Annotated in this window: 20 protein-coding genes and 1 pseudogene; 8 read left to right on the top strand and 13 right to left on the bottom strand. The window is 70.1% G+C overall.

The features are described 5' to 3' along the window. The first annotated feature begins 42 nt into the window (after positions 1 to 42). The gene (locus tag ABRP24_RS11170; protein ID WP_017885669.1) at positions 43 to 570 is read left to right on the top strand and encodes a phenolic acid decarboxylase; all 528 of its coding nucleotides are present in this window, start codon (positions 43 to 45) and stop codon (positions 568 to 570) included. A gap of 2 nt (positions 571 to 572) precedes the next feature. Further along, positions 573 to 1,397 carry an alpha/beta fold hydrolase gene (locus ABRP24_RS11165; protein ID WP_349848217.1) on the top strand — a complete coding sequence of 275 codons (825 nt, stop codon included), beginning with the start codon at positions 573 to 575 and terminating at the stop codon, positions 1,395 to 1,397. Here the strand turns inward: ABRP24_RS11165 and ABRP24_RS11160 are convergent. Beyond that, positions 1,375 to 1,767, bottom strand: coding sequence for an arsenate reductase ArsC (locus ABRP24_RS11160; RefSeq protein ID WP_301601279.1), 393 nt, complete (start codon positions 1,765 to 1,767; stop codon positions 1,375 to 1,377). The genes ABRP24_RS11165 and ABRP24_RS11160 overlap by 23 nt on opposite strands. Before the next feature lie 14 nt (positions 1,768 to 1,781). Then, positions 1,782 to 2,987: a chromate efflux transporter gene (gene chrA / locus ABRP24_RS11155; RefSeq protein ID WP_349848215.1), complete on the bottom strand. Its 1,206-nt coding sequence runs from the start codon at positions 2,985 to 2,987 to the stop codon at positions 1,782 to 1,784. A gap of 45 nt (positions 2,988 to 3,032) precedes the next feature. On the opposite strand from chrA, the gene ABRP24_RS11150 reads away from it, so the two are divergent. After that, entirely contained in the window at positions 3,033 to 3,701 is a 669-nt protein-coding gene (locus ABRP24_RS11150) for an ArsR family transcriptional regulator (RefSeq protein WP_349848213.1), read from the top strand. Positions 3,702 to 3,866: 165 nt separating this feature from the next. Here ABRP24_RS11150 and ABRP24_RS11145 read toward each other — a convergent pair whose 3' ends face one another. The 3 genes from ABRP24_RS11145 to ABRP24_RS11135 all read right to left on the bottom strand — a co-directional run bounded on the left by ABRP24_RS11145 (position 3,867) and on the right by ABRP24_RS11135 (position 7,172). After that, positions 3,867 to 5,024: a glycosyltransferase family 4 protein gene (locus tag ABRP24_RS11145; RefSeq protein ID WP_349848211.1), complete on the bottom strand. Its 1,158-nt coding sequence runs from the start codon at positions 5,022 to 5,024 to the stop codon at positions 3,867 to 3,869. Positions 5,025 to 5,427: 403 nt separating this feature from the next. Continuing rightward, the gene (locus ABRP24_RS11140) at positions 5,428 to 6,012 is read right to left on the bottom strand and encodes a uracil-DNA glycosylase family protein (protein ID WP_027465398.1); all 585 of its coding nucleotides are present in this window, start codon (positions 6,010 to 6,012) and stop codon (positions 5,428 to 5,430) included. Beyond that, entirely contained in the window at positions 6,009 to 7,172 is a 1,164-nt protein-coding gene (locus ABRP24_RS11135) for a TDT family transporter (protein WP_027465399.1), read from the bottom strand. The genes ABRP24_RS11140 and ABRP24_RS11135 overlap by 4 nt, the downstream gene beginning before the upstream one ends. A gap of 70 nt (positions 7,173 to 7,242) precedes the next feature. Between ABRP24_RS11135 and ABRP24_RS11130 the strand changes: the two genes are divergently transcribed. Further along, positions 7,243 to 8,169 carry a LysR family transcriptional regulator gene (locus tag ABRP24_RS11130; protein WP_027465400.1) on the top strand — a complete coding sequence of 309 codons (927 nt, stop codon included), beginning with the start codon at positions 7,243 to 7,245 and terminating at the stop codon, positions 8,167 to 8,169. Here ABRP24_RS11130 and eno read toward each other — a convergent pair. From eno to ABRP24_RS11100, 6 genes are all read right to left on the bottom strand, one after another. Then, on the bottom strand, positions 8,154 to 9,488 hold the full coding sequence (eno, locus tag ABRP24_RS11125; protein WP_081827284.1) for a phosphopyruvate hydratase: 1,335 nt from the start codon (positions 9,486 to 9,488) through the stop codon (positions 8,154 to 8,156). The two genes, ABRP24_RS11130 and eno, sit on opposite strands and share 16 nt — an antisense overlap. 136 nt (positions 9,489 to 9,624) lie before the next feature. Then, positions 9,625 to 10,110 carry an inorganic diphosphatase gene (locus ABRP24_RS11120; RefSeq protein ID WP_027465402.1) on the bottom strand — a complete coding sequence of 162 codons (486 nt, stop codon included), beginning with the start codon at positions 10,108 to 10,110 and terminating at the stop codon, positions 9,625 to 9,627. Positions 10,111 to 10,142: 32 nt separating this feature from the next. Beyond that, positions 10,143 to 10,514, bottom strand: coding sequence for a CrcB family protein (locus tag ABRP24_RS11115; protein WP_027465403.1), 372 nt, complete (start codon positions 10,512 to 10,514; stop codon positions 10,143 to 10,145). Further along, positions 10,511 to 11,014, bottom strand: a complete 504-nt coding sequence (locus ABRP24_RS11110) for a CrcB family protein (RefSeq protein ID WP_197019623.1) — start codon at positions 11,012 to 11,014, stop codon at positions 10,511 to 10,513. The genes ABRP24_RS11115 and ABRP24_RS11110 overlap by 4 nt, the downstream gene beginning before the upstream one ends. Next, positions 11,011 to 11,757 (bottom strand): 2,3-diphosphoglycerate-dependent phosphoglycerate mutase, encoded by a 747-nt coding sequence (locus tag ABRP24_RS11105; protein ID WP_027465405.1) that lies wholly within the window; start codon positions 11,755 to 11,757, stop codon positions 11,011 to 11,013. Before ABRP24_RS11105 ends, ABRP24_RS11110 begins: the two co-directional genes overlap by 4 nt. After that, on the bottom strand, positions 11,754 to 12,260 hold the full coding sequence (locus ABRP24_RS11100) for a universal stress protein (protein WP_349848208.1): 507 nt from the start codon (positions 12,258 to 12,260) through the stop codon (positions 11,754 to 11,756). Before ABRP24_RS11100 ends, ABRP24_RS11105 begins: the two co-directional genes overlap by 4 nt. Positions 12,261 to 12,531: 271 nt before the next feature. Here ABRP24_RS11100 and ABRP24_RS11095 point away from each other — a divergent pair, with 271 nt between their 5' ends. From ABRP24_RS11095 to ABRP24_RS11080, 4 genes and pseudogenes are all read left to right on the top strand, one after another. Next, entirely contained in the window at positions 12,532 to 13,032 is a 501-nt protein-coding gene (locus ABRP24_RS11095; protein WP_027465407.1) for a hypothetical protein, read from the top strand. A 107-nt stretch (positions 13,033 to 13,139) separates the two neighbouring features. Beyond that, positions 13,140 to 13,739, top strand: a complete 600-nt coding sequence (locus tag ABRP24_RS11090) for a DUF305 domain-containing protein (RefSeq protein ID WP_349848205.1) — start codon at positions 13,140 to 13,142, stop codon at positions 13,737 to 13,739. 92 nt (positions 13,740 to 13,831) lie between these two features. Beyond that, a pseudogene (locus ABRP24_RS11085) lies at positions 13,832 to 14,837 on the top strand (permease). A 326-nt stretch (positions 14,838 to 15,163) separates the two neighbouring features. Further along, entirely contained in the window at positions 15,164 to 15,361 is a 198-nt protein-coding gene (locus ABRP24_RS11080) for a hypothetical protein (RefSeq protein ID WP_349848203.1), read from the top strand. 25 nt (positions 15,362 to 15,386) lie between these two features. Here the strand turns inward: ABRP24_RS11080 and ABRP24_RS11075 are convergent, their stop codons facing one another. Both ABRP24_RS11075 and ABRP24_RS11070 read right to left on the bottom strand, forming a co-directional pair. Next, entirely contained in the window at positions 15,387 to 15,884 is a 498-nt protein-coding gene (locus tag ABRP24_RS11075) for a hypothetical protein (RefSeq protein ID WP_027465412.1), read from the bottom strand. A 137-nt stretch (positions 15,885 to 16,021) separates the two neighbouring features. Continuing rightward, positions 16,022 to 16,855: an SDR family oxidoreductase gene (locus ABRP24_RS11070; protein ID WP_349848201.1), complete on the bottom strand. Its 834-nt coding sequence runs from the start codon at positions 16,853 to 16,855 to the stop codon at positions 16,022 to 16,024. Positions 16,856 to 16,879 lie beyond the last annotated feature (24 nt).

Here is a 16,879-nt window from a genome sequence, read left to right as displayed (position 1 = left end):
AAAAGGTTTGCAACAAAACTATGTTTGGCGCAGGATGAGTGCATGACGATCACCACCTCAGTTGCACAGCCCGTCCCGTCGCAGGACCTCTCCGGCATCGTCGGACACCGGTTCATCTACACGTACGCCAATGGCTGGCAGTACGAGATGTACGTCAAGAACGCCACCACCATCGACTACCGCATCCACTCCGGCATGGTCGGCGGGCGCTGGGTCAAGGACCAGCAGGTCGACCTCGTTGTGCTCACCGCCGGCGTCTACAAGGTGTCGTGGAACGAGCCGACCGGCACGAGCGTCGTCGTGACCGTGGTGCCGGGGGAGCGCGTGCTGCACGGCACGATCTTCTTCCCGCACTGGGTCGAGGAGGACGGCAGCAAGACCGTGCTGTTCCAGAACGACCACCTGGACCGGATGCGCGAGTACCGCGACGCCGGCCCCACCTACCCGATCTACGTCGTCCCCGAGTTCGCCCACATCACCCTGTTCGAGTTCGTCGGCCAGGACGACGAGACCGTCGTCGACACTGCGCCCGCCGACCTGCCGGCCGGTTTCGCCGACCGGAGCAACTGAGCATGACCGCGGAACGTCCGCTGGAGCGTGCCCTGACGAGCATCCGGCTCGAGCACCGGGGCGGGGCGCTCCGGGGGTGGGAGTACCACCCGGCGTCGGCGTCGGCGTCGGCGTCGGCATCGGCGCCCGCGGCTGCCGGCGGCGCGGTGCTGTTCGTGCACGGGTTCGGTGACTCGTCGATCGGCCCGCGCCAGCTCTTCGTGCAGGCCGCGACCGTCCTGACCGACACCGGTCTGACGGTCCGCTCCTACGACCGTCTCGGGCACGGCACGAGCGACGGACGGTTCGCGGACATCTCGATCGGCGACGAGGTCGAGCAGGTCGTCACGATGATCCGGGCGTTCTCGGCCGACCAGGGGGCACCGATCGACGTCGTCGCCCACAGCCTGGGCGCCGTCGAGTCGGCGATGGCGGCGGCCCGGGCCCCCGACCTGGTGCGGAGCCTGACCCTGTGGTCGCCGGCCGGGGTCGTGGTGGACGACATCGCCGTGCACGACGCCATCCAGGGGCAGCCGCTCGCACCCGTCCGTGACCGCGGCTGGTTCGACTTCGGTGGGACCGCCCTCGGGCGCGGGTTCGTCGACGAGGTCCGGGACGGACTCGACGTCTACGCCCAGGCCCGCGGGTACGACGGGCCGGTCGACGTGCTGCACGGCACCGCCGACGAGATCGTCCCGGTCGAGTACGGCCGGCGCTACGGCGAACTGCTCAGCGGGGCGACGTTCACCGCGGTCGAGGGTGCGGACCACGTCTGGTCGTCGGTCCCGTGGCGCGAGCAGCTCGTCGACCGCCTGCTCGACCGCGTCAGGGAGCGGTCCGGGCGATGAGGTCCTGCACCCGTGCGCGCACGTCGTCGCGGATCGGCCGGACGGCGTCGAGGTCGAGCCCCGCGGGATCGGGGAGCTCCCAGTCCTCGTAGCGTTTGCCCGGGAACACCGGGCAGGCGTCCCCGCACCCCATCGTGATGACGACGTCGGCAGCGCGCACGGCATCGGTGCTGAGCAGGGCCGGCTGCTCGCTCCGGATGTCGATGCCCTCCTCGAGCATCGCCGCGACGACCACGGGGTTGAGCTGGTCGGCCGGTTCGGAGCCGGCGCTCCGGACGTCGACGCGGCCAGCGGCCAGGTGCTGCAGGAAGCCGGCGGCCATCTGGGAACGGCCGGCGTTGTGGACGCAGACGAACAGGACGGTGGGCATGCGGGGTGCTCCGATCAGAGGACGACGGCGCCGAGCAGGCCGGCTCCGATGACGACGGCCCACGGGGGAGCGGACCAGCGGGTGAGGGCGATGAAGGCGGCCACGGCGAGCGCCAGTGCGGGTGCCGAGCGGACCCCCTCGGTGATGACCGGGTCCCAGAGCGCCGCGGCGAGGAGCCCGACGACCCCCGCGTTCACACCGGCCAGCACGCGCCGGGCCCACGGCAGGGCGCGGAGCACGTGCCAGAACGGCAGCGCGCCGACCACCAGGAGTGCCGCCGGCAGGAAGATCGCGACGAGTGCCACCGCGGCGCCGACAAGCCCGCTCGGACTGCCGTGGGCGACGGCGCCGAGGTAGGCCGCGAAGGTGAACAGGGGCCCGGGCACGGCCTGTGCGGCGCCGTACCCGGCCAGGAAGTCCGCGTGGTCGACCAGGTGAGTGGCCACGGTCTGCGACTCGAGCAGCGGCAGGACGACGTGGCCGCCGCCGAAGACGAGCGAGCCCGCCTGCGCGAAGACCCCGAACAGGCGCGCGGCCCCGGTGCCGCTCGCAGCGACGGGTGCCGCGACGAGCAGGGCGGCGAACGCGACGAGCGCCGACACGGCGACCCAGCGGGGGAGCCGCACGGCGACCTCGGTGCCTGCGACCTCCTCGACCGGTCCGACCACCCGACCGAGCCACAGCACGCCGACCACGCCGCACGCCGCCATGACCGCGACCTGCGGCCCCGGGCCGGGGACGAGCAGCACCACAATCGCGGCGGCGGCCGCGATGGTCGCCCGACGGCGGTCCGGTGTGAGCGTTCGCGCCATGCCGAGCACCGCCTGCGCCACCACCGCGGCGGCGGCCGCCTGCAGCCCGAGCAGCCACCCGGCGCCAGCCAGGTCGGGCGTGCCGGACACGAGCAGGGCGAACGCGACGAGCAGCACCGCGGACGGCAGGGTGAACCCGCACCACGCGGCGAGGAGTCCGAGCAGTCCGGCGCGCTGCAGCCCGAGTGCCATCCCGACCTGGCTCGACGCCGGTCCGGGCAGGAACTGGCACAGTGCGACGAGGTCGGCGTAGGCGTCGTCCCGCAGCCAGCGGCGACGCACCACGAAGGCCTCGCGGAAGTACCCGAGGTGTGCGACCGGCCCGCCGAACGAGGTCAGCCCGAGCCGCAGGAACACCAGGAACACCGATCCCGCGGACGACCGCAGGGGCTCGGGGCTCGTCGTCACCCGCTCATCTTGACGACGGCAGATGGTTCAGTCAACATTGAACCGATGAACATTCGGCGGCAGGGCCTCGAGCAGCGTGCGGCGCAGCACGCGGCCCTCGGCGACGTCGCCCGCCTGGCGATCGTCGACCTGCTCGCCGCGTCCGACGCCAGCCCGAGCGAGGTGCGGGCCGCCCTCGGGATCTCCGGGCCGCTCCTGGCGCACCACCTGCGCATCCTCGAGCAGGCCGGTCTGGTCACGCGACGCCGCTCCGACGGCGACGGTCGCCGCAGCTACCTGCACCTCGAACCGAGCGGTGTCCCGCACAGTTCGGCAGCGGTGCCGGGGCCGGTGTCCCGCGTGCTGTTCGTCTGCACCGGCAACTCCGCGCGCTCTCCGCTGGCCGCGGGTGTCTGGGCGCAGGTCAGCGAGATCGGCTCGCTGTCGGGCGGGACGCGTCCCGCAGCCGCCATCGCCCCCGGGGCGGTCGCCGTCGGGGAGCGCCACGGCCTGGACCTCGGCGGCCACGTCCCGCGTGCCTTCCACGATCTCGTCGCCGACGGCGACCTGGTCGTCACGGTCTGCGACCGCGCGCACGAGTCGATCGACGACGGCGACAGCCTGCACTGGTCGCTGCCGAACCCGTCGCGCGTCGGCACGCCGGACGCGTACGAGGCCACCTACGCGGACCTCCGGTCCCGCGCCACCGAGCTCGCTGCGCGCCTCGCCGCCTGACGCGGCCCCACGAACGGAACGTCCCGATGAGATCCCCCCTCCTCATCGGGGCGTTCTCCTTGCTCGACCGCCTGCGGACGGGAGGCACGGGGCGGCCCCGCACCGTGCCTCCCGTCCGTCGCCTGGTGCGCCCAGGGCGGCGCGCGCTCCCGGGGGAGCCGTCACTCAGGACCGGCGGCTGCCGGCGACCAGCCGGAGGACCTGATCGGTGTGCCGTTCCGGCGTCGCCAGCCGTGCGTGCTCGATCGCGGCGGCGGTGTGCGGCCGCAGCAGCGTCCGGTCCGAGGCCAGCTCGATGATCGTCGTGGCGAGCCCGAACGCGGTCTCGTCGTCGGTCAGGACGGCGGCGGAGCCGAACTCGCTCGCCAGGCGGATGTCGGACACGATGACCGGACGGTGGTCCCGGAACGCCTCGAGCGCGGTCATCGGCTGGCCGTCGTGCTCGAGCGAGCAGACCACCGCCGCGTGCCCGCACAGCAGCAGGTCGTGCACGGCCTGCGAGGACAGGCGGCCGTGGACACGGACCGACACCGGCGTGCGGGTCGGGGGGACGGTCCCGCCGGCGACGTCGACCCGCACCGCGTGTGCCCCGAGTCGGATCTCCACCAGCCGGATCGCGTTGAGGAGGACGTCGAGGCGCTTGTCCGGGGTGAACCGCGACGCCCAGACGAGCCGGAGCGGGCCGAGTTCCGGTGCCGGCGGCGGTTCGACCGGCCGGCGGCCGAGGGCGTTGGGCACGACGTGGACCGGGCCGACGCCGGCCTGGCGCAGCGCACGCGCCTGCCGTGACGTCGGGGTGACGACGACGTCGGCCGCCCCGCAGACGGCCACGGCCATGTTGCGGCGCGCGTCGTCCATGGGGTGCCCCGTGAAGCGGTGCCGTGTGGGCCGGATGCCGGTCACCACACGGTGCGCGTGCCGTGCGAGGGGCGCCATCGCCGCCGCGGTCCGGCCCCGGACCGGCGCCGAACCGTGCACGGTGTGGATCGTCGGCAGCTCGAGGGAGCGCGCCGTGGTCAGCGCCGCCGCGGCGAGGCCGAAGTCCGAGTGGGTGACGACGAGGTCGATCCGTTCCTCGAGCATCAGCGTGCCGAGGCACCGGCGGACACGGACCGAGTTGCGGACCACCGGCAGGTCGCTCTCCGGGGCGCTGATCGACGGTTCGACCTCGAACAGGCGGACGCCGTGCCTCCGCAGCTCCGCGGTCTCGCTCGACCGCGGAGTCGCCACCCAGACGACGTGACCGGACTCGGCGAAGGCCTTCGCCTGCTCGACCAGCGCGGCGCGTTCACCCCGCATCGCCGACAGTGGGAAGTCGCTCACGAGCAGGACGGTCGCCTTCGCCGCCGCCACGTCAGCGGCCGGTCTCGAGCACGGTGGTCTGGCGGGGGCTGCGCATGCGGTCTCTCACGGTTCGGGAGCGGGACGGGGTGCTGGGAACCGTAGGCGTTCAGAAGACGATCGTCTAGTGAAACGACGTGCTGCTGAGGGGGCCCTCACGAATCGTCGAGCGCAAGCTCAGTCGGGCGACGGTGGCGGACAGACGAAACACGTCCGGTTCCTGTGAGTGGCAGCGCCTCATGGTCCGGTTCTGGCATCGTTCCTCGGCTTGTTGGCTGACTCCGATGACAAGAGTGCTGCGGGCGGCTTCGATGACGTCGTCGGTGAAGTCATCAGGGTCGAGGAGCGTCGGTTCGGACAGTTGTAGCGGAATCGTTCGTCTTCGCTACACCGGTCGCTCCAGTGCGGCAAGCCGGAGTGCTTGCACGGAACGTCGATGTTGTTCCGCGCGGTGGCGGCCGTTGGCGGGAGAGGGGTGTGGCGCCGCGATGACGGGTACGAGTCTGGGGTGCTCGTCCAGGGTGAGATGCCGCATGACTCCGTCGAGGGCAACGGTCCCGTACGTGACGATGGCGTCGAGCACGGGGAGCACCTCGAGCAACGCTCCGAGGGCGCGTCGCCCCTCGTCGATGTCCGCAGGTCGTACGCGGCCTGGGGCTTCCCAGGGGATGAGGTTCCAGCGGAGGTACTCGTTGCGTGGGAGTCCGGACTCGATGCGGGCTGCGCGGAACGCGGCCGCGGTCGGGCCCGGGTTGTCCTCGCTGCAGACCGCCGCGTGCCCGGCGGCAATGGTCTGCGGGCCGGGCGACTGCATGAGGACCAGCACGCGGCTCGATGTGCCGCCGGATCGTGGGTCGAAGCTCGGGACGAACCGTCGCGAGCCGTCCGGTGCGGTGCGCCATGTCTCGGCGAGGGCGTTCAGCGACCGAACGTCCGCGAGCTCATCCGCGAGCTCCTCGGCGGTGTTCACGCCGGCTGTGGTGGTGCCAGGAGGGTGCCTCGGATGACGGAGCCGTGGAAGGTGCGGACGGCAACGGTGATCCACGCGGCGACGAGGCCGACGTAGTACACAACTGCGAGGACGGCGACGACGGTGAGTCCGGAGTGCAGGGCCAGGCCGTTCAGGCCGGTGACGCAGGTCCCGACGGGGAAGGTGAAGGACCACCAGGTCAGACTGAACGGCAAGTGCTCTCGGGCAGTGCGGATGGTGATCGCGAGGGCGATGACCGTCCACAGCAGCGCGAAGCCGAGCATCGCGAACCCGTACACCAGCGCCACGACCAGCAGGGCATGCGCGGTACTCGCATCGACAACGGTGGGGGCGTTCGATGCGAGGAGGTTCACGGCGGTGATCGACTGTCCGACCGGCCCGAGGACGATCCACAGCGTCGGGACCATGCCCGCGGCGCCGACCTTGTGCTGCGCGAGACGGTTCCAGATCAGCGTGATCACGACCAGCGACGTGATGAGGCTGAGGCCGAAGAAGCCGTAGCAGGACCACAGCAGCGTCTCCCGCGCCTGCCCGGCGGCGGCGTACGGCAGCAGGAGCGCACCGGTGGAGGCGGACACCATCGGCGGGACGATCGGCATCAGCCAACCGCCGAACGCGGAGTCGGGCGCGTTCTCGTGGCGGGTGAACGCCAGGTACGGCACGAGCACTGCCGTGAGCAGTCCTCCGATGGTGCCGATGCTCCAGAGGACCCAGTCGACGGTGACGGCAGCCGGGAGGCCGATCCAGTCCTTGCCGAGCAGGATCGTTCCGGCACCAACGGTGAGGAACGCCATCGGCGGTGCCCCGTAGAAGTGGGAGATGACCGGGTGCAGGTGGTGCTTCGCTGCGGTGCTCCGGTAGCGCACCCAGTGCAGCACCGTCGCGACGGTGAGGGCGACGAGCAGGACCGCGGCAATCGCCCAGACGACCGTCGCCGCAGTGCGCAGACCTGGGAACTGCAGCGGCAACGACGCAGCCGCGACGGCGACGATCCCGGTCCCCATGATCGATGCGAACCAGTTCGGGGTCAGGTTCGACACGATCAGCCCGGGCCGCTCCAGCTCCCGGAACAACCGCCGTTCTTGCACACCGTGCTCGGAACGTGCGGGTGCGGGTGCATGGACGAGGTGCGCGGACATGCACCCAGCGTGCGCGTGTTTCCCGTGGTTCGGGAACGGCGAACTCGTTGGCGGGGCACAATGTTCGCTTGTGGCACTGCGACGGCTGACCGACCGAACCCTGGACCTCGACACTCTCGAGGTCCTCGTCCGCGTCGCGGAGACCGGTTCGTTGACCCGCGCGGCCGAAGTGTTGGGGGTGACACAGCAGGCGGTGTCTGCGCGACTGCGTGCCGCGGAGCAGGCGATCGGTCAGCCGCTGGCGCACCGGAGAGCATCCGGGACAGCCTTGACCGACGCCGGCCGGGTGGTGCTCGGTCTGGCCGTTCCGGTGTTGGAGGCGTCGCAGCGGCTCGAAGCAGGACTTGTCGCGCTTCGAGAACCGGCGGGATCCCTCGTGGTCGCAGCGTCGCAGACGATCGCCGAACTCTTGCTGCCTGGATGGTTGCTCACCCACCGTGCTGCCGCGCCCGATGCGTCGGTCCGGTTGATCGCGGGCAACTCCACCACTGTGATCGAACTTGTTCGCTCCGGCGCTGCCGACGTCGGATTCACGGAGACCCCTGCTGCGCCACCTGAGCTCTCCTCTCTGGTGGTCGACGAGGACGAACTCGTGGTTGTCGTCGCTCCGCACCATCCGTGGGCGCGGGCTTCGAGCATCACCGCGGATGACCTCGCGGAGACGCCGCTCCTGCTCCGTGAGGAAGGGTCCGGCACCCGCGCCACGGTCGAGGCGTGGCTCGACGATGCGGGCCGCACCCTCGTTCCGCCAGCGGCGGTACTGGAGACGACGGGCATCATCCGCGCCAACGCTCGAGCGGGCATCGCTCCGGCGGTGATGAGTCTCCGCACCGTCGGCAGGGACCTCGCCGACGGTGCCCTCGTCCGCGTGCCGCTGCTCGGCCCGCCGCTGATCCGGTCGCTGCGTGCGATCTGGTCGGGCCACCCCGGGCCTGCTGTCACGGCGTTCTTGGACACCGCTCGCAGCTCGAGTGCCGGTGGTCAGATCAGTCCGTAGGGCAGATCCGGGTGCTGCTCGGCGATCTCGGTGAGCCGGTTGTACTTCGCGACCCGTTCGCCGCGGGCGGGTGCGCCGGACTTGATCTGCCCAGTGCCGGTCCCGACGACGAGGTCGGCGATGAACGTGTCCGTGGTCTCCCCGGAACGGTGCGACACCATGCTGGCCATCCCGATGCTGGTGGCGGTGGCGATCGCGCCCAGGGTCTGGGAGACGGTGCCGATCTGGTTCGGCTTGATCAGTGCCGCGTTCGTCAGGTGTTGCTCGCCGCCGTCGCGGATGCGTTGGGGGTCGGTGACGTAGAGGTCGTCGCCGACGATCTGGATCCGGTCACCGAGCGCCGCCTGCATGCGGCGGAACCCGTCATGGTCATCCTCAGCGCACCCGTCTTCGATGCTGCGGATCGGGTACGTGTCGATGAGCTGCCGGTAGTAGTCGACCAGCCCGTCCCGTTCGAGGCTGTCGTCGAGCATCCGGTACGAGCCGTCTCCGAGGGAGAACTCGTTCGCGGCCGGATCGAGGGCGATCGCCACCTGGTCGACGCCCGGCTCGTAGCCTGCGGCGCGGATCGCGGTGACCAGCAGGTCGAGCGCTTCCTCGGGTGCAGCGATCGATGGTGCGAAGCCGCCCTCGTCGCCGAGGCCGAGGCTACCGAACCGGTCCCGCACCAGGCCCGCGAGGGCGTGGTACACGTCCGCGCCGATGCGGACAGCGTCGGCCATCGACGAGGCGTTGACGGGGGCGATCATGAACTCCTGGAAGTCGAGCTTGTTCGCTGCGTGCGCGCCTCCGTTGAGAACGTTGAAGTGCGGGACCGGCATCCGCGGCGTCGAGCCGGTGATCTCGGCGATCCACTGCCAGAGCGGGAGGCTCGCGGCGTGTGCGAGCGCCCGGGATGCGGCGATGGAGGTTGCGACGACGCTGTTCGCGCCGAGTCGGCGGTACCCGGTGGTGCCGTCGAGTTCGGCGAGGGCGGCGTCGACCTGTCCGATTGCGGACCACGATCGCCCGGTGAGGAGGCCCGCAATGTCGGTGTTGATCAGGTGGAGCGCCTCGGTGATGTCGCGGCCGCCGAACGCTGTTCCGCCGTCGCGGAGCTCGATCGCTTCATGGGCGCCGGTGGAAGCGCCCGCGGGGGCGTCGCCGGTGACGGTGCGGCCGTCGTCGAGTTCGAGCAGGACGCGGACAGTCGGGTAGCCGCGGGAGTCGAGGATGCGGGTGCCGTGGACGGCGTCGATGGTGACGGGGTGGTCGTGGTGGGTGACGTACTCGCCCTGGTGGGCTCCGTGGTGGTGGATGCCGCTGATGTAGTCGTTCATGGTGACGCTCCTTCTGGTGGGGTCATGCGTCGTTATCGTGCGGATGGAAGGGAAAGCCGCGGGGAGGCGGAGGGGACGACCTGCTGGCGATCACTCAGCGCCAGTGCCTCCCCGCGGCGGTCGAGGGGCCCGTGGGTCACGGGTGTCGGGTGTGGGCTTCCTGTGCGGTGCGGACGACGGCTTCGGCAGCAGGACGGTTGGCCCACCCGTTGGTGGTGACGTGCTTGCCGTGTTCGATCTCCTTGTAGTGGGAGAAGAAGTGCTCGATCTCGATGAGGGTGTGCTCCGGGACGTCGCTGATGTCCTGCAGGTCTTCGAACCGGTCGTCGCCGGCGGGGACGGCGAGGATCTTGTCGTCGCCACCGTTCTCGTCGACCATGCGGAGCATCCCGACCGGCCGGACCGTGATGACGACGCCCGGGAACGTCGGTCGGGGCAGCAGCACGAGCGCGTCGAGGGGGTCGCCGTCATCGCCGAGCGTGTCATCGATGGAGCCGTAGTCCTGGGGGAACACCATGCTGGTGAACACGGCCCGGTCGAGCCGGATCCGGCCGGTGGTGTGATCGACTTCGTACTTGTTGCCGCTGCCGCGGGGAACCTCGATCGTGACGTCGAACAGCATGGGAAGGCCCGTTCCAGGATGTGGGGTGGCGGTCACAGCAGACCGCCGAGGAGGATGCCGGCGATGGCTGCCGCGACCGAGAGGACGAGCATCCCGAGACCGTTGGCGGCTGCGGCGGTGATCCGGCCGCTGCGGGCGAGGCGGACCGTTTCGAAGCTGGCGGTACTGAACGTGGTGTAGCCGCCCATCACCCCGGTGCCGAGCACCGCCACGGGGGCTGCGCCGAGGTGACTGGCTGCGCCGACGATGAGCCCGAGCAGCAGGGACCCGGTGATGTTGATCGTCAACGTGCCGACGGGGAGCCGGAACTGCCGGCCGGTGTTGATCAGCCCGTCGAGGAGGAACCGGCCGGCAGCGCCGACGCCGCCACCGGCGGCGACTGCGAGGAGGATGACGGCGTTCATGCGGACACTGTCCGGGGGCGGAACCAGCCGGCGACCACCAGTCCGACCGCGGTCGCGATCGCACCGGCCATGACGGTCAGGAGCGCGTACCCGGTGCCGGCGAGACCGTGGCCGGTGATGAACAGTGCGGCGGTGGACTCTGCGAGGGTGCTGTAGGTGGTGAAGCCGCCGAGTACTCCCGTGCCGAGCAGCAGACGCAGGACACGGCGGCGGCCCGCGTCGGGACCGCGATGCGCCAACGCTTCCAGGAGCACCCCGAGCAGCACCGCTCCGCTGATGTTGATCCAGAAGATCGACCAGCTCACCCCGCCGTCTGCTGGGAGCAGCGCACTGATCACGTCGCGCAGGAGTGTGCCGACCGTGCCACCGGCCGCGACGAGGCCGACGTACCGCCACCGCAGGTGCACGGGCCGCATGCTCGCTGCGGGATCGGAGACGTCCACATCCGGGTCGGAGGGGCGCTGAGCGTCGAGCATTGGGATGTCCGTTCGGGTGTTCATGTTCCGCCTTCTGCTGCGACCAGCGCCGCGGCGTGCTGCGCTGCTGCCGGATCCAGGTACGTCCCACCCCGTGGGGCGAGGGCACCCGTCGGCGTGAGCTGGTACTGCAGCGGCTGACCGGTGGGCAGGTTCAGTGCGTGCAGTTCCAGGTCTGTGAGGTCGTCGATGCACGCGCACACGGCGCGGAGCGAGTTGCCGTGCGCGACGACGAGGACGCTCCGACCGGTCCGCACCATCGGTACGAGCCGGTTCTGCAGCACGGGTCGGACCCGTTCGATGACATCGGAGAGGGCCTCGGTGCGCCGGAGGGCAGCTTCTGGCAGGTCGCGCAGCGCGGAACTCGACCGCAGCGCCGTCCACGCATGCAGGCTCATTGCCGGTGGTGCGCCGTTCCGGGACCTGCGGAGCCGGGTGTACTCGTCGTCGCCGAGCGTTCGGCGGGCATCGGTCTTCGTCATCCCGGTGAGTGCGCCGTAGTTGCGTTCGTTGAGCTGCCAGACCGTCTCCATCGGGATGACGATGCCGAGGGTGTCGAGGACCACTTCCGCGGTGCGCACGGTGCGCTGCAACGTCGACGTGAGCACCCGGTCCGGCAAGATGCCTGCCGCCTTCAGGAGCCGCCCCGCGGTCACGGCCTGCCGTTCACCCTCGACGGTCAGTGGTTCGTCGCGGAGGCCGGTGAAGGTGCCGGCCCGGTTCGCGGTGCTCTCCCCGTGGCGCAGCAGCACCAGCCGGCCCGTCACGACGCATCCCACGGCAGGGCGCTCTCGAACCCGACCGGAGCGTGTGGAACGACCACGACGGGACGGTGCTGCTGGTGCGTCAAGCGGGCGGCGACGGATGCGTTGAAGAACTCCGCAACCCGCCGTCGGCCCGTCTGCGACCCGACGACGATCATCACCGCGTCACGCTGCTCCGCCACCGCAGCCAACGCCCGGCTCGGATCCCCGACCCGGATGAGGATCTCCACTCGAACAGACCGCGCTGCAGCGAGATCGTGGATGACGGCGACGTCGCGGTCGGGCAGCTGCTGCGGTTCGGTGTCCGCCGTGTCCGGATCGATCGGTTCGATGATCTCCGAACCGTCCCGACGAGCTCCCGCACTCAGCAGCGCCGGATCCACCGCAACACACACCATTGACGCACCGAAATGCTTCGCGATCAGCGTGGCAACGCCGACAACGCCCTCTACCTGCCCGGACTGCACACCGGCAACAATCGTGCGGGCGGATTCTGCCTCACCCATGTCATCTCCCTATCTCGGGCACGCTGACGCGCACCATGCTGAGATAGGGACTGTTGTCGACAGATGTCGAGGTTGGGTCCGGCAAGCCCCACTACCGGGTCCGAAGACACCACCAGTATGCACCCGCCACCACCACCACCACCACCACCACGCACCACGCCAGAAGAATCCTCGGCCCCTGTGCTGATCGATCGGCCAGCCGGCAGAGACAGCGCATACCCCCAGGGGGTACAGTTCCATTCGGTCGACCTCGCAACGGAACGTGCTTCCGATGCAGCCCGACGATCCGCCACCCCTCGTCCTGATCGAAGAATCGATGCTCACCGCCACCGCCTCCCCGCGTCGCCGGCTGCTGTTGCAGGTCACGGCGACGCTGGCGTTGCTGCTGCTGGTCGGGTTCACGGTCCTGATGCACACGATGGCCGGCCACACCGCCGGCCACGAGCACCCGATGGCAGCTCCCGCCGCCACCACTGAGCACGTCCAGGCCGTCGGAAACCGCCACGGGGAGCATGCCGCTCCCGCGGCCGCGGTGCTGACGGTCCTCACCGACGCCGGCTGCGACAGCGGCCTGTGCGCGCTGATGTGCTCGCTGATGGGGATGGCGTGCGCGCTGACGATCGCCCTGTTCGCATGGGCGCTACTGCGCGCACGGCCCGGCGGCGTCCTCGCACTGCTGTCGCGACTGCTTGCGCTGGCTGACCGGTTGCCGCGCCACATCGCAGCACCGAAACGACCGTCACTGACGGCACTGCAGATCATCCGCATCTGATCCGCCCCCTGCGGGACCACACCGCCGCAGGGCGGCTCCCGCTGCCCAGAACCGGGAGGCACCCGCCTGCCCGGACCAACTGACGCATCCACGGGAACGGACCTTCCATGCACACCACCACGACCACGCGCACCCTCGCGATCGCCGCCTCGCTCATCCTCGGCCTGACCCTCGCGAGCTGCTCCACCAACAACAGCAGCTCCGACGCGGGCTCGTCCGCCTCGTCGAGCTCGGCCGCGTCGGCGCACAACGACCAGGACGTGATGTTCGCGCAGATGATGCTGCCGCACCACGAGCAGGCCGTCGAGATGAGCGACGTGCTCCTCGCGAAGGGCGACGGTGTCGACCCCGACGTCGTCACCCTGGCGAAGCAGATCAAGGCCGAGCAGGGTCCGGAGATCACTCAGCTCACCAGCTGGCTGCAGGGCTGGGGCGAGTCCACGGAGTCGGAGCACCCTGGGTCGGGGCACTCCATGTCCGGGATGATGTCCGATTCCGACATGACCGACCTCGACCAGGCATCCGCGAAGGACGCCGGGAAGCTGTTCCTGCAGCAGATGGTCCAGCACCACGAGGGCGCCGTCGACATGGCCAGGAGCGAAGTCGACAAGGGCAAGAACACCGACGCGGTCGCGATGGCGAAGTCAATCGTGTCGAGCCAGACCGAGCAGATCACGCAGATGCAGGTCATGCTCGCGTCCAAGTGACACCAGTCGTGGGTCGAGGCGGGCAACGTAGTCCGCCTCGGCCCGAGACCGGTTCTTCCCCGTTCGTGACCACCCTGGTAGCAGCTGGCTCGATGAGGTGGGAGATCGTCTGGCCCCTCATCCTCGGCTTCACCCTCTCCGGCATCATCCAAGCCGTCGTCCGCACCGACCAGATCACCAAGCTCATGCGCGACGACTCCTCCCGAGCGATCAGCGTCGCAAGGGGCCTGGGCGCGCTGTCCTCCTCCTGCTCCTACGCCGCCGTCGCCCTCGCACGGGCGCTCTTCCGCAAGGGCGCGAGCCTGTCGTCGGCCATGGCGTTCGAGGTCGCCTCCACGAACCTCGTCGTCGAGCTGGGCCTGATCCTCGCGTTCGTCATGGGCTGGCAGTTCACCGCAGCGGAGTTCGTCGGTGGACCGCTGATGATCGTCCTTATCGCCCTCGGGTTCCGGCTCAGGATGCGCGGGAAGATCGTCGACGCCGCACGCGAACAGGCCGACAAGGGCCTCGCCGGCGCGATGGAGGGCCACGCAGCCATGGACATGTCCATGCAGCGCGACCAGGGCTTCTGGCGGCGACTGTTCTCGAGGCCCGGGCTCACGAGCGTGTCGCAGGACTTCGTCATGGACTGGGCATCCGTCATCCGCGACATCGTCATCGGCCTCCTCATCGCCGGCGCCCTGCTCCGTCGGCAACGTCCCCCTCGCAGCGGTCCTCTGGAACGGTGGGATCAGCTTCGGCGGTGTGATCAGCTTCATCTTCGCCGACCTGATCATCATCATCATCTACCGGAAGTACCACGGCTGGAAAGCAGCCCTCCGCAGCACATGGATCTTCTCCGGCGCCATGGTCCTCGCCGGCTACGCCGTCGAACTGCTCCTCACCCCGCTGCACCTCATCCCCACGAACCGGCACCTCACCATCGTGACGACCTCGATCAGCTGGAACTCCACCACCTGGCTCAACATCGTGTTCCTGCTCGTCGCGGCGTTCCTGCTCGTCGTCTTCACCCGCAGCGGCTCATGGCCCGTGCCCCGCATGATGAGTGACCACCCCGATACCCACGACCAGGCAAACGCCGAGCGCAGCCAGCCCTGACCCGACCGGCCACGCCGACAGGGCGGCTGGGCCACGCAGCATTCTCGGAACCACGCCACGAAGCGTTCCAGCCACACCGGTTCCGGCGGATTCTGTACACGTCTGAGCCGTGGTCGTCGTACAGTCTCGGGAAGCTACCTCGCCGGACCCTACCGGCGGGTGCCCGACACCCTGTTCCCGGGCTGGCCTCGTCATGACCACCGCGTCGAACCCGACGTCCTCGCACCTTCCCGCTATCGTCGAGGAACCGCCGGTCCCCGATCTCGGGGCGAGCGGCGTCACGGACCGTCACACCGGACGCCTTCGAACGCGTCGTCGTCGACGCGTTGGCCGACGTCTCGGATGCGACGCCCGAGGTCGACTGCGGTGCGGACGACATCGCGATCGAGGACGGCGCCGAGGTGCACTGCGACGTGAACACGGCGGGCTACGACGTGGTCTACGACTCGGTGTCGACGATCAGCACCGACGGCGGCGACGACTACCACGTGGACGTGGAAGTGGCCGACCAGCCCAAGGACTGATCGGCCACGACACGGTGTCCGACGACTAGCGGTCGGACGCCTCGACGACGCAGCTCTCGACCTGCTGGGCGGCCTTCGAGTCGTCGGCGAACGGCGTCGGCGCGTCCGAGGTCGTGGTCGTCTCGTCGGCGACGGCCTGCTTGGCGACGTCGTTCACGGCGTACAGCGGGCCGTCGAAGTCGTCGGCCGTGGGGTCGGCGGTGGTCGCCCAGATGGTGACCTCGTCGTCGTTCGAGTCGTTGCTGTCCGCGGGGACGATCGCGGCACCGAGGTACCAGCCGCCGTCACCCTTCTGGATGTTCGCGAACTCGGTGGTGTCGTGCGACCCGACCGCCTTGTCGATCATGTCCACGGCGGCGCTGGCGGCCACGTCGCACTGGGCCGACTGGGACTTCTCCTCGGAGCCGGGGACCTTGCCGACGGGGTTGATGTTCTGGGCTCCGCCGGGGTCGCAGGCGGTGAGCAGGAGGGCTACGGTGGCGGCGCCGAACAGCGCCGTGACGGTCTTCGCTCGCGTGGACATGGCCCTGAACGTAGGCCGGCCCCGGTGGGCGGCGATTCAGCCAGGAGCGTCCCCCGACGACGGACGGGAGGCCCGGCGCACGTCGTGCCCCGGGCCTCCCGTCCGTCACCTGGTCCCGTTGCCGGACCGGGGTCCCGTCACAGGATCGGGGTGCCGCCGGTGACGGCGACCCGCGCGCCGGAGACGTAGCTGCCGTCGTCACTGGCGAGCAGCACGTAGACGGGTGCGAGCTCGGCCGGCTGGCCGGGACGGCCGAGCGGCGACTGCTTGCCGAACTGCTCGACCTGCTCCGGCGGCATCGTCGACGGGATCAGCGGCGTCCAGATCGGACCGGGTGCGACGCTGTTCACGCGGATGCCGCGATCGCCGAGCAGCTGCGCGAGCGCGGCGGACAGGTTCGCGACGCCGGCCTTGGTGACGTCGTAGGGCGCCAGGTTCGGCTTCGGGTTGTCGGAGTTCACCGAGCTCGAGCCGATGATCGACGATCCCGGGCCGAGGTGCGGCAGGGCCGCCTTGACGAGGTGGAAGTAGGCGCTGAGGTTCGTCGCGAGGGTGTGGTCCCACTCCTCGTCGCTGATCTCCTCGATCGTCTCGTGGGTCATCTGGTAAGCGGCGTTGTTCACGAGGACGTCGAGCCCGCCGAACTCCGAGACCGCCTGGTCGATGACCGATCGGCAGTACGCGGGGTCGCTCACGTCGCCCGGGAACAGCACGGCCTTCCGACCGGCTTCCTCGATCCAGCGCTTCGTGTCCTGGGCGTCGTCCTCTTCCTCCGGCAGGTAGCTGACCAGGACGTCAGCACCCTCGCGCGCGAAGGCGATCGCGACGGCCTTCCCGATGCCGCTGTCCCCGCCGGTGATGACGGCACGCTTGCCGGTGAGCTTGCCGGAGCCGCGGTACGACTCCTCGCCGTGGTCGGCCTTCGGCGTGAGTCCCTGGTCGCTCCCCGGGGGCTGCTGCTGCTCGGTCATGTCTCTCCCTGTGGTCGGTTTCCC

It is taken from the genome of Curtobacterium sp. WHRI 8282 (assembly GCF_040223925.2).
Classification (GTDB): Bacteria; Actinomycetota; Actinomycetes; order Actinomycetales; family Microbacteriaceae; genus Curtobacterium; species Curtobacterium flaccumfaciens.
Note: the sequence above shows the minus strand (reverse complement) of the source record. Positions and strands in the feature narration are given on the sequence as shown.

Bases quoted from the DNA above. Each gene is read 5' to 3' on its own strand.
- ABRP24_RS11170 (WP_017885669.1), top strand. From the start codon at position 43: ATGACGATCACCACCTCAGTTGCACAGCCCGTCCCGTCGCAGGACCTC.
- ABRP24_RS11165 (WP_349848217.1), top strand. From the start codon at position 573: ATGACCGCGGAACGTCCGCTGGAGCGTGCCCTGACGAGCATCCGGCTC.
- ABRP24_RS11160 (WP_301601279.1), bottom strand. From the start codon at position 1,767: ATGCCCACCGTCCTGTTCGTCTGCGTCCACAACGCCGGCCGTTCCCAG.
- ABRP24_RS11150 (WP_349848213.1), top strand. From the start codon at position 3,033: ATGAACATTCGGCGGCAGGGCCTCGAGCAGCGTGCGGCGCAGCACGCG.
- ABRP24_RS11135 (WP_027465399.1), bottom strand. From the start codon at position 7,172: ATGTCCGCGCACCTCGTCCATGCACCCGCACCCGCACGTTCCGAGCAC.
- eno (WP_081827284.1), bottom strand. From the start codon at position 9,488: ATGAACGACTACATCAGCGGCATCCACCACCACGGAGCCCACCAGGGC.
- ABRP24_RS11120 (WP_027465402.1), bottom strand. From the start codon at position 10,110: ATGCTGTTCGACGTCACGATCGAGGTTCCCCGCGGCAGCGGCAACAAG.
- ABRP24_RS11115 (WP_027465403.1), bottom strand. From the start codon at position 10,514: ATGAACGCCGTCATCCTCCTCGCAGTCGCCGCCGGTGGCGGCGTCGGC.
- ABRP24_RS11110 (WP_197019623.1), bottom strand. From the start codon at position 11,014: ATGAACACCCGAACGGACATCCCAATGCTCGACGCTCAGCGCCCCTCC.
- ABRP24_RS11100 (WP_349848208.1), bottom strand. From the start codon at position 12,260: ATGGGTGAGGCAGAATCCGCCCGCACGATTGTTGCCGGTGTGCAGTCC.
- ABRP24_RS11095 (WP_027465407.1), top strand. From the start codon at position 12,532: ATGCAGCCCGACGATCCGCCACCCCTCGTCCTGATCGAAGAATCGATG.
- ABRP24_RS11090 (WP_349848205.1), top strand. From the start codon at position 13,140: ATGCACACCACCACGACCACGCGCACCCTCGCGATCGCCGCCTCGCTC.
- ABRP24_RS11075 (WP_027465412.1), bottom strand. From the start codon at position 15,884: ATGTCCACGCGAGCGAAGACCGTCACGGCGCTGTTCGGCGCCGCCACC.
- ABRP24_RS11070 (WP_349848201.1), bottom strand. From the start codon at position 16,855: ATGACCGAGCAGCAGCAGCCCCCGGGGAGCGACCAGGGACTCACGCCG.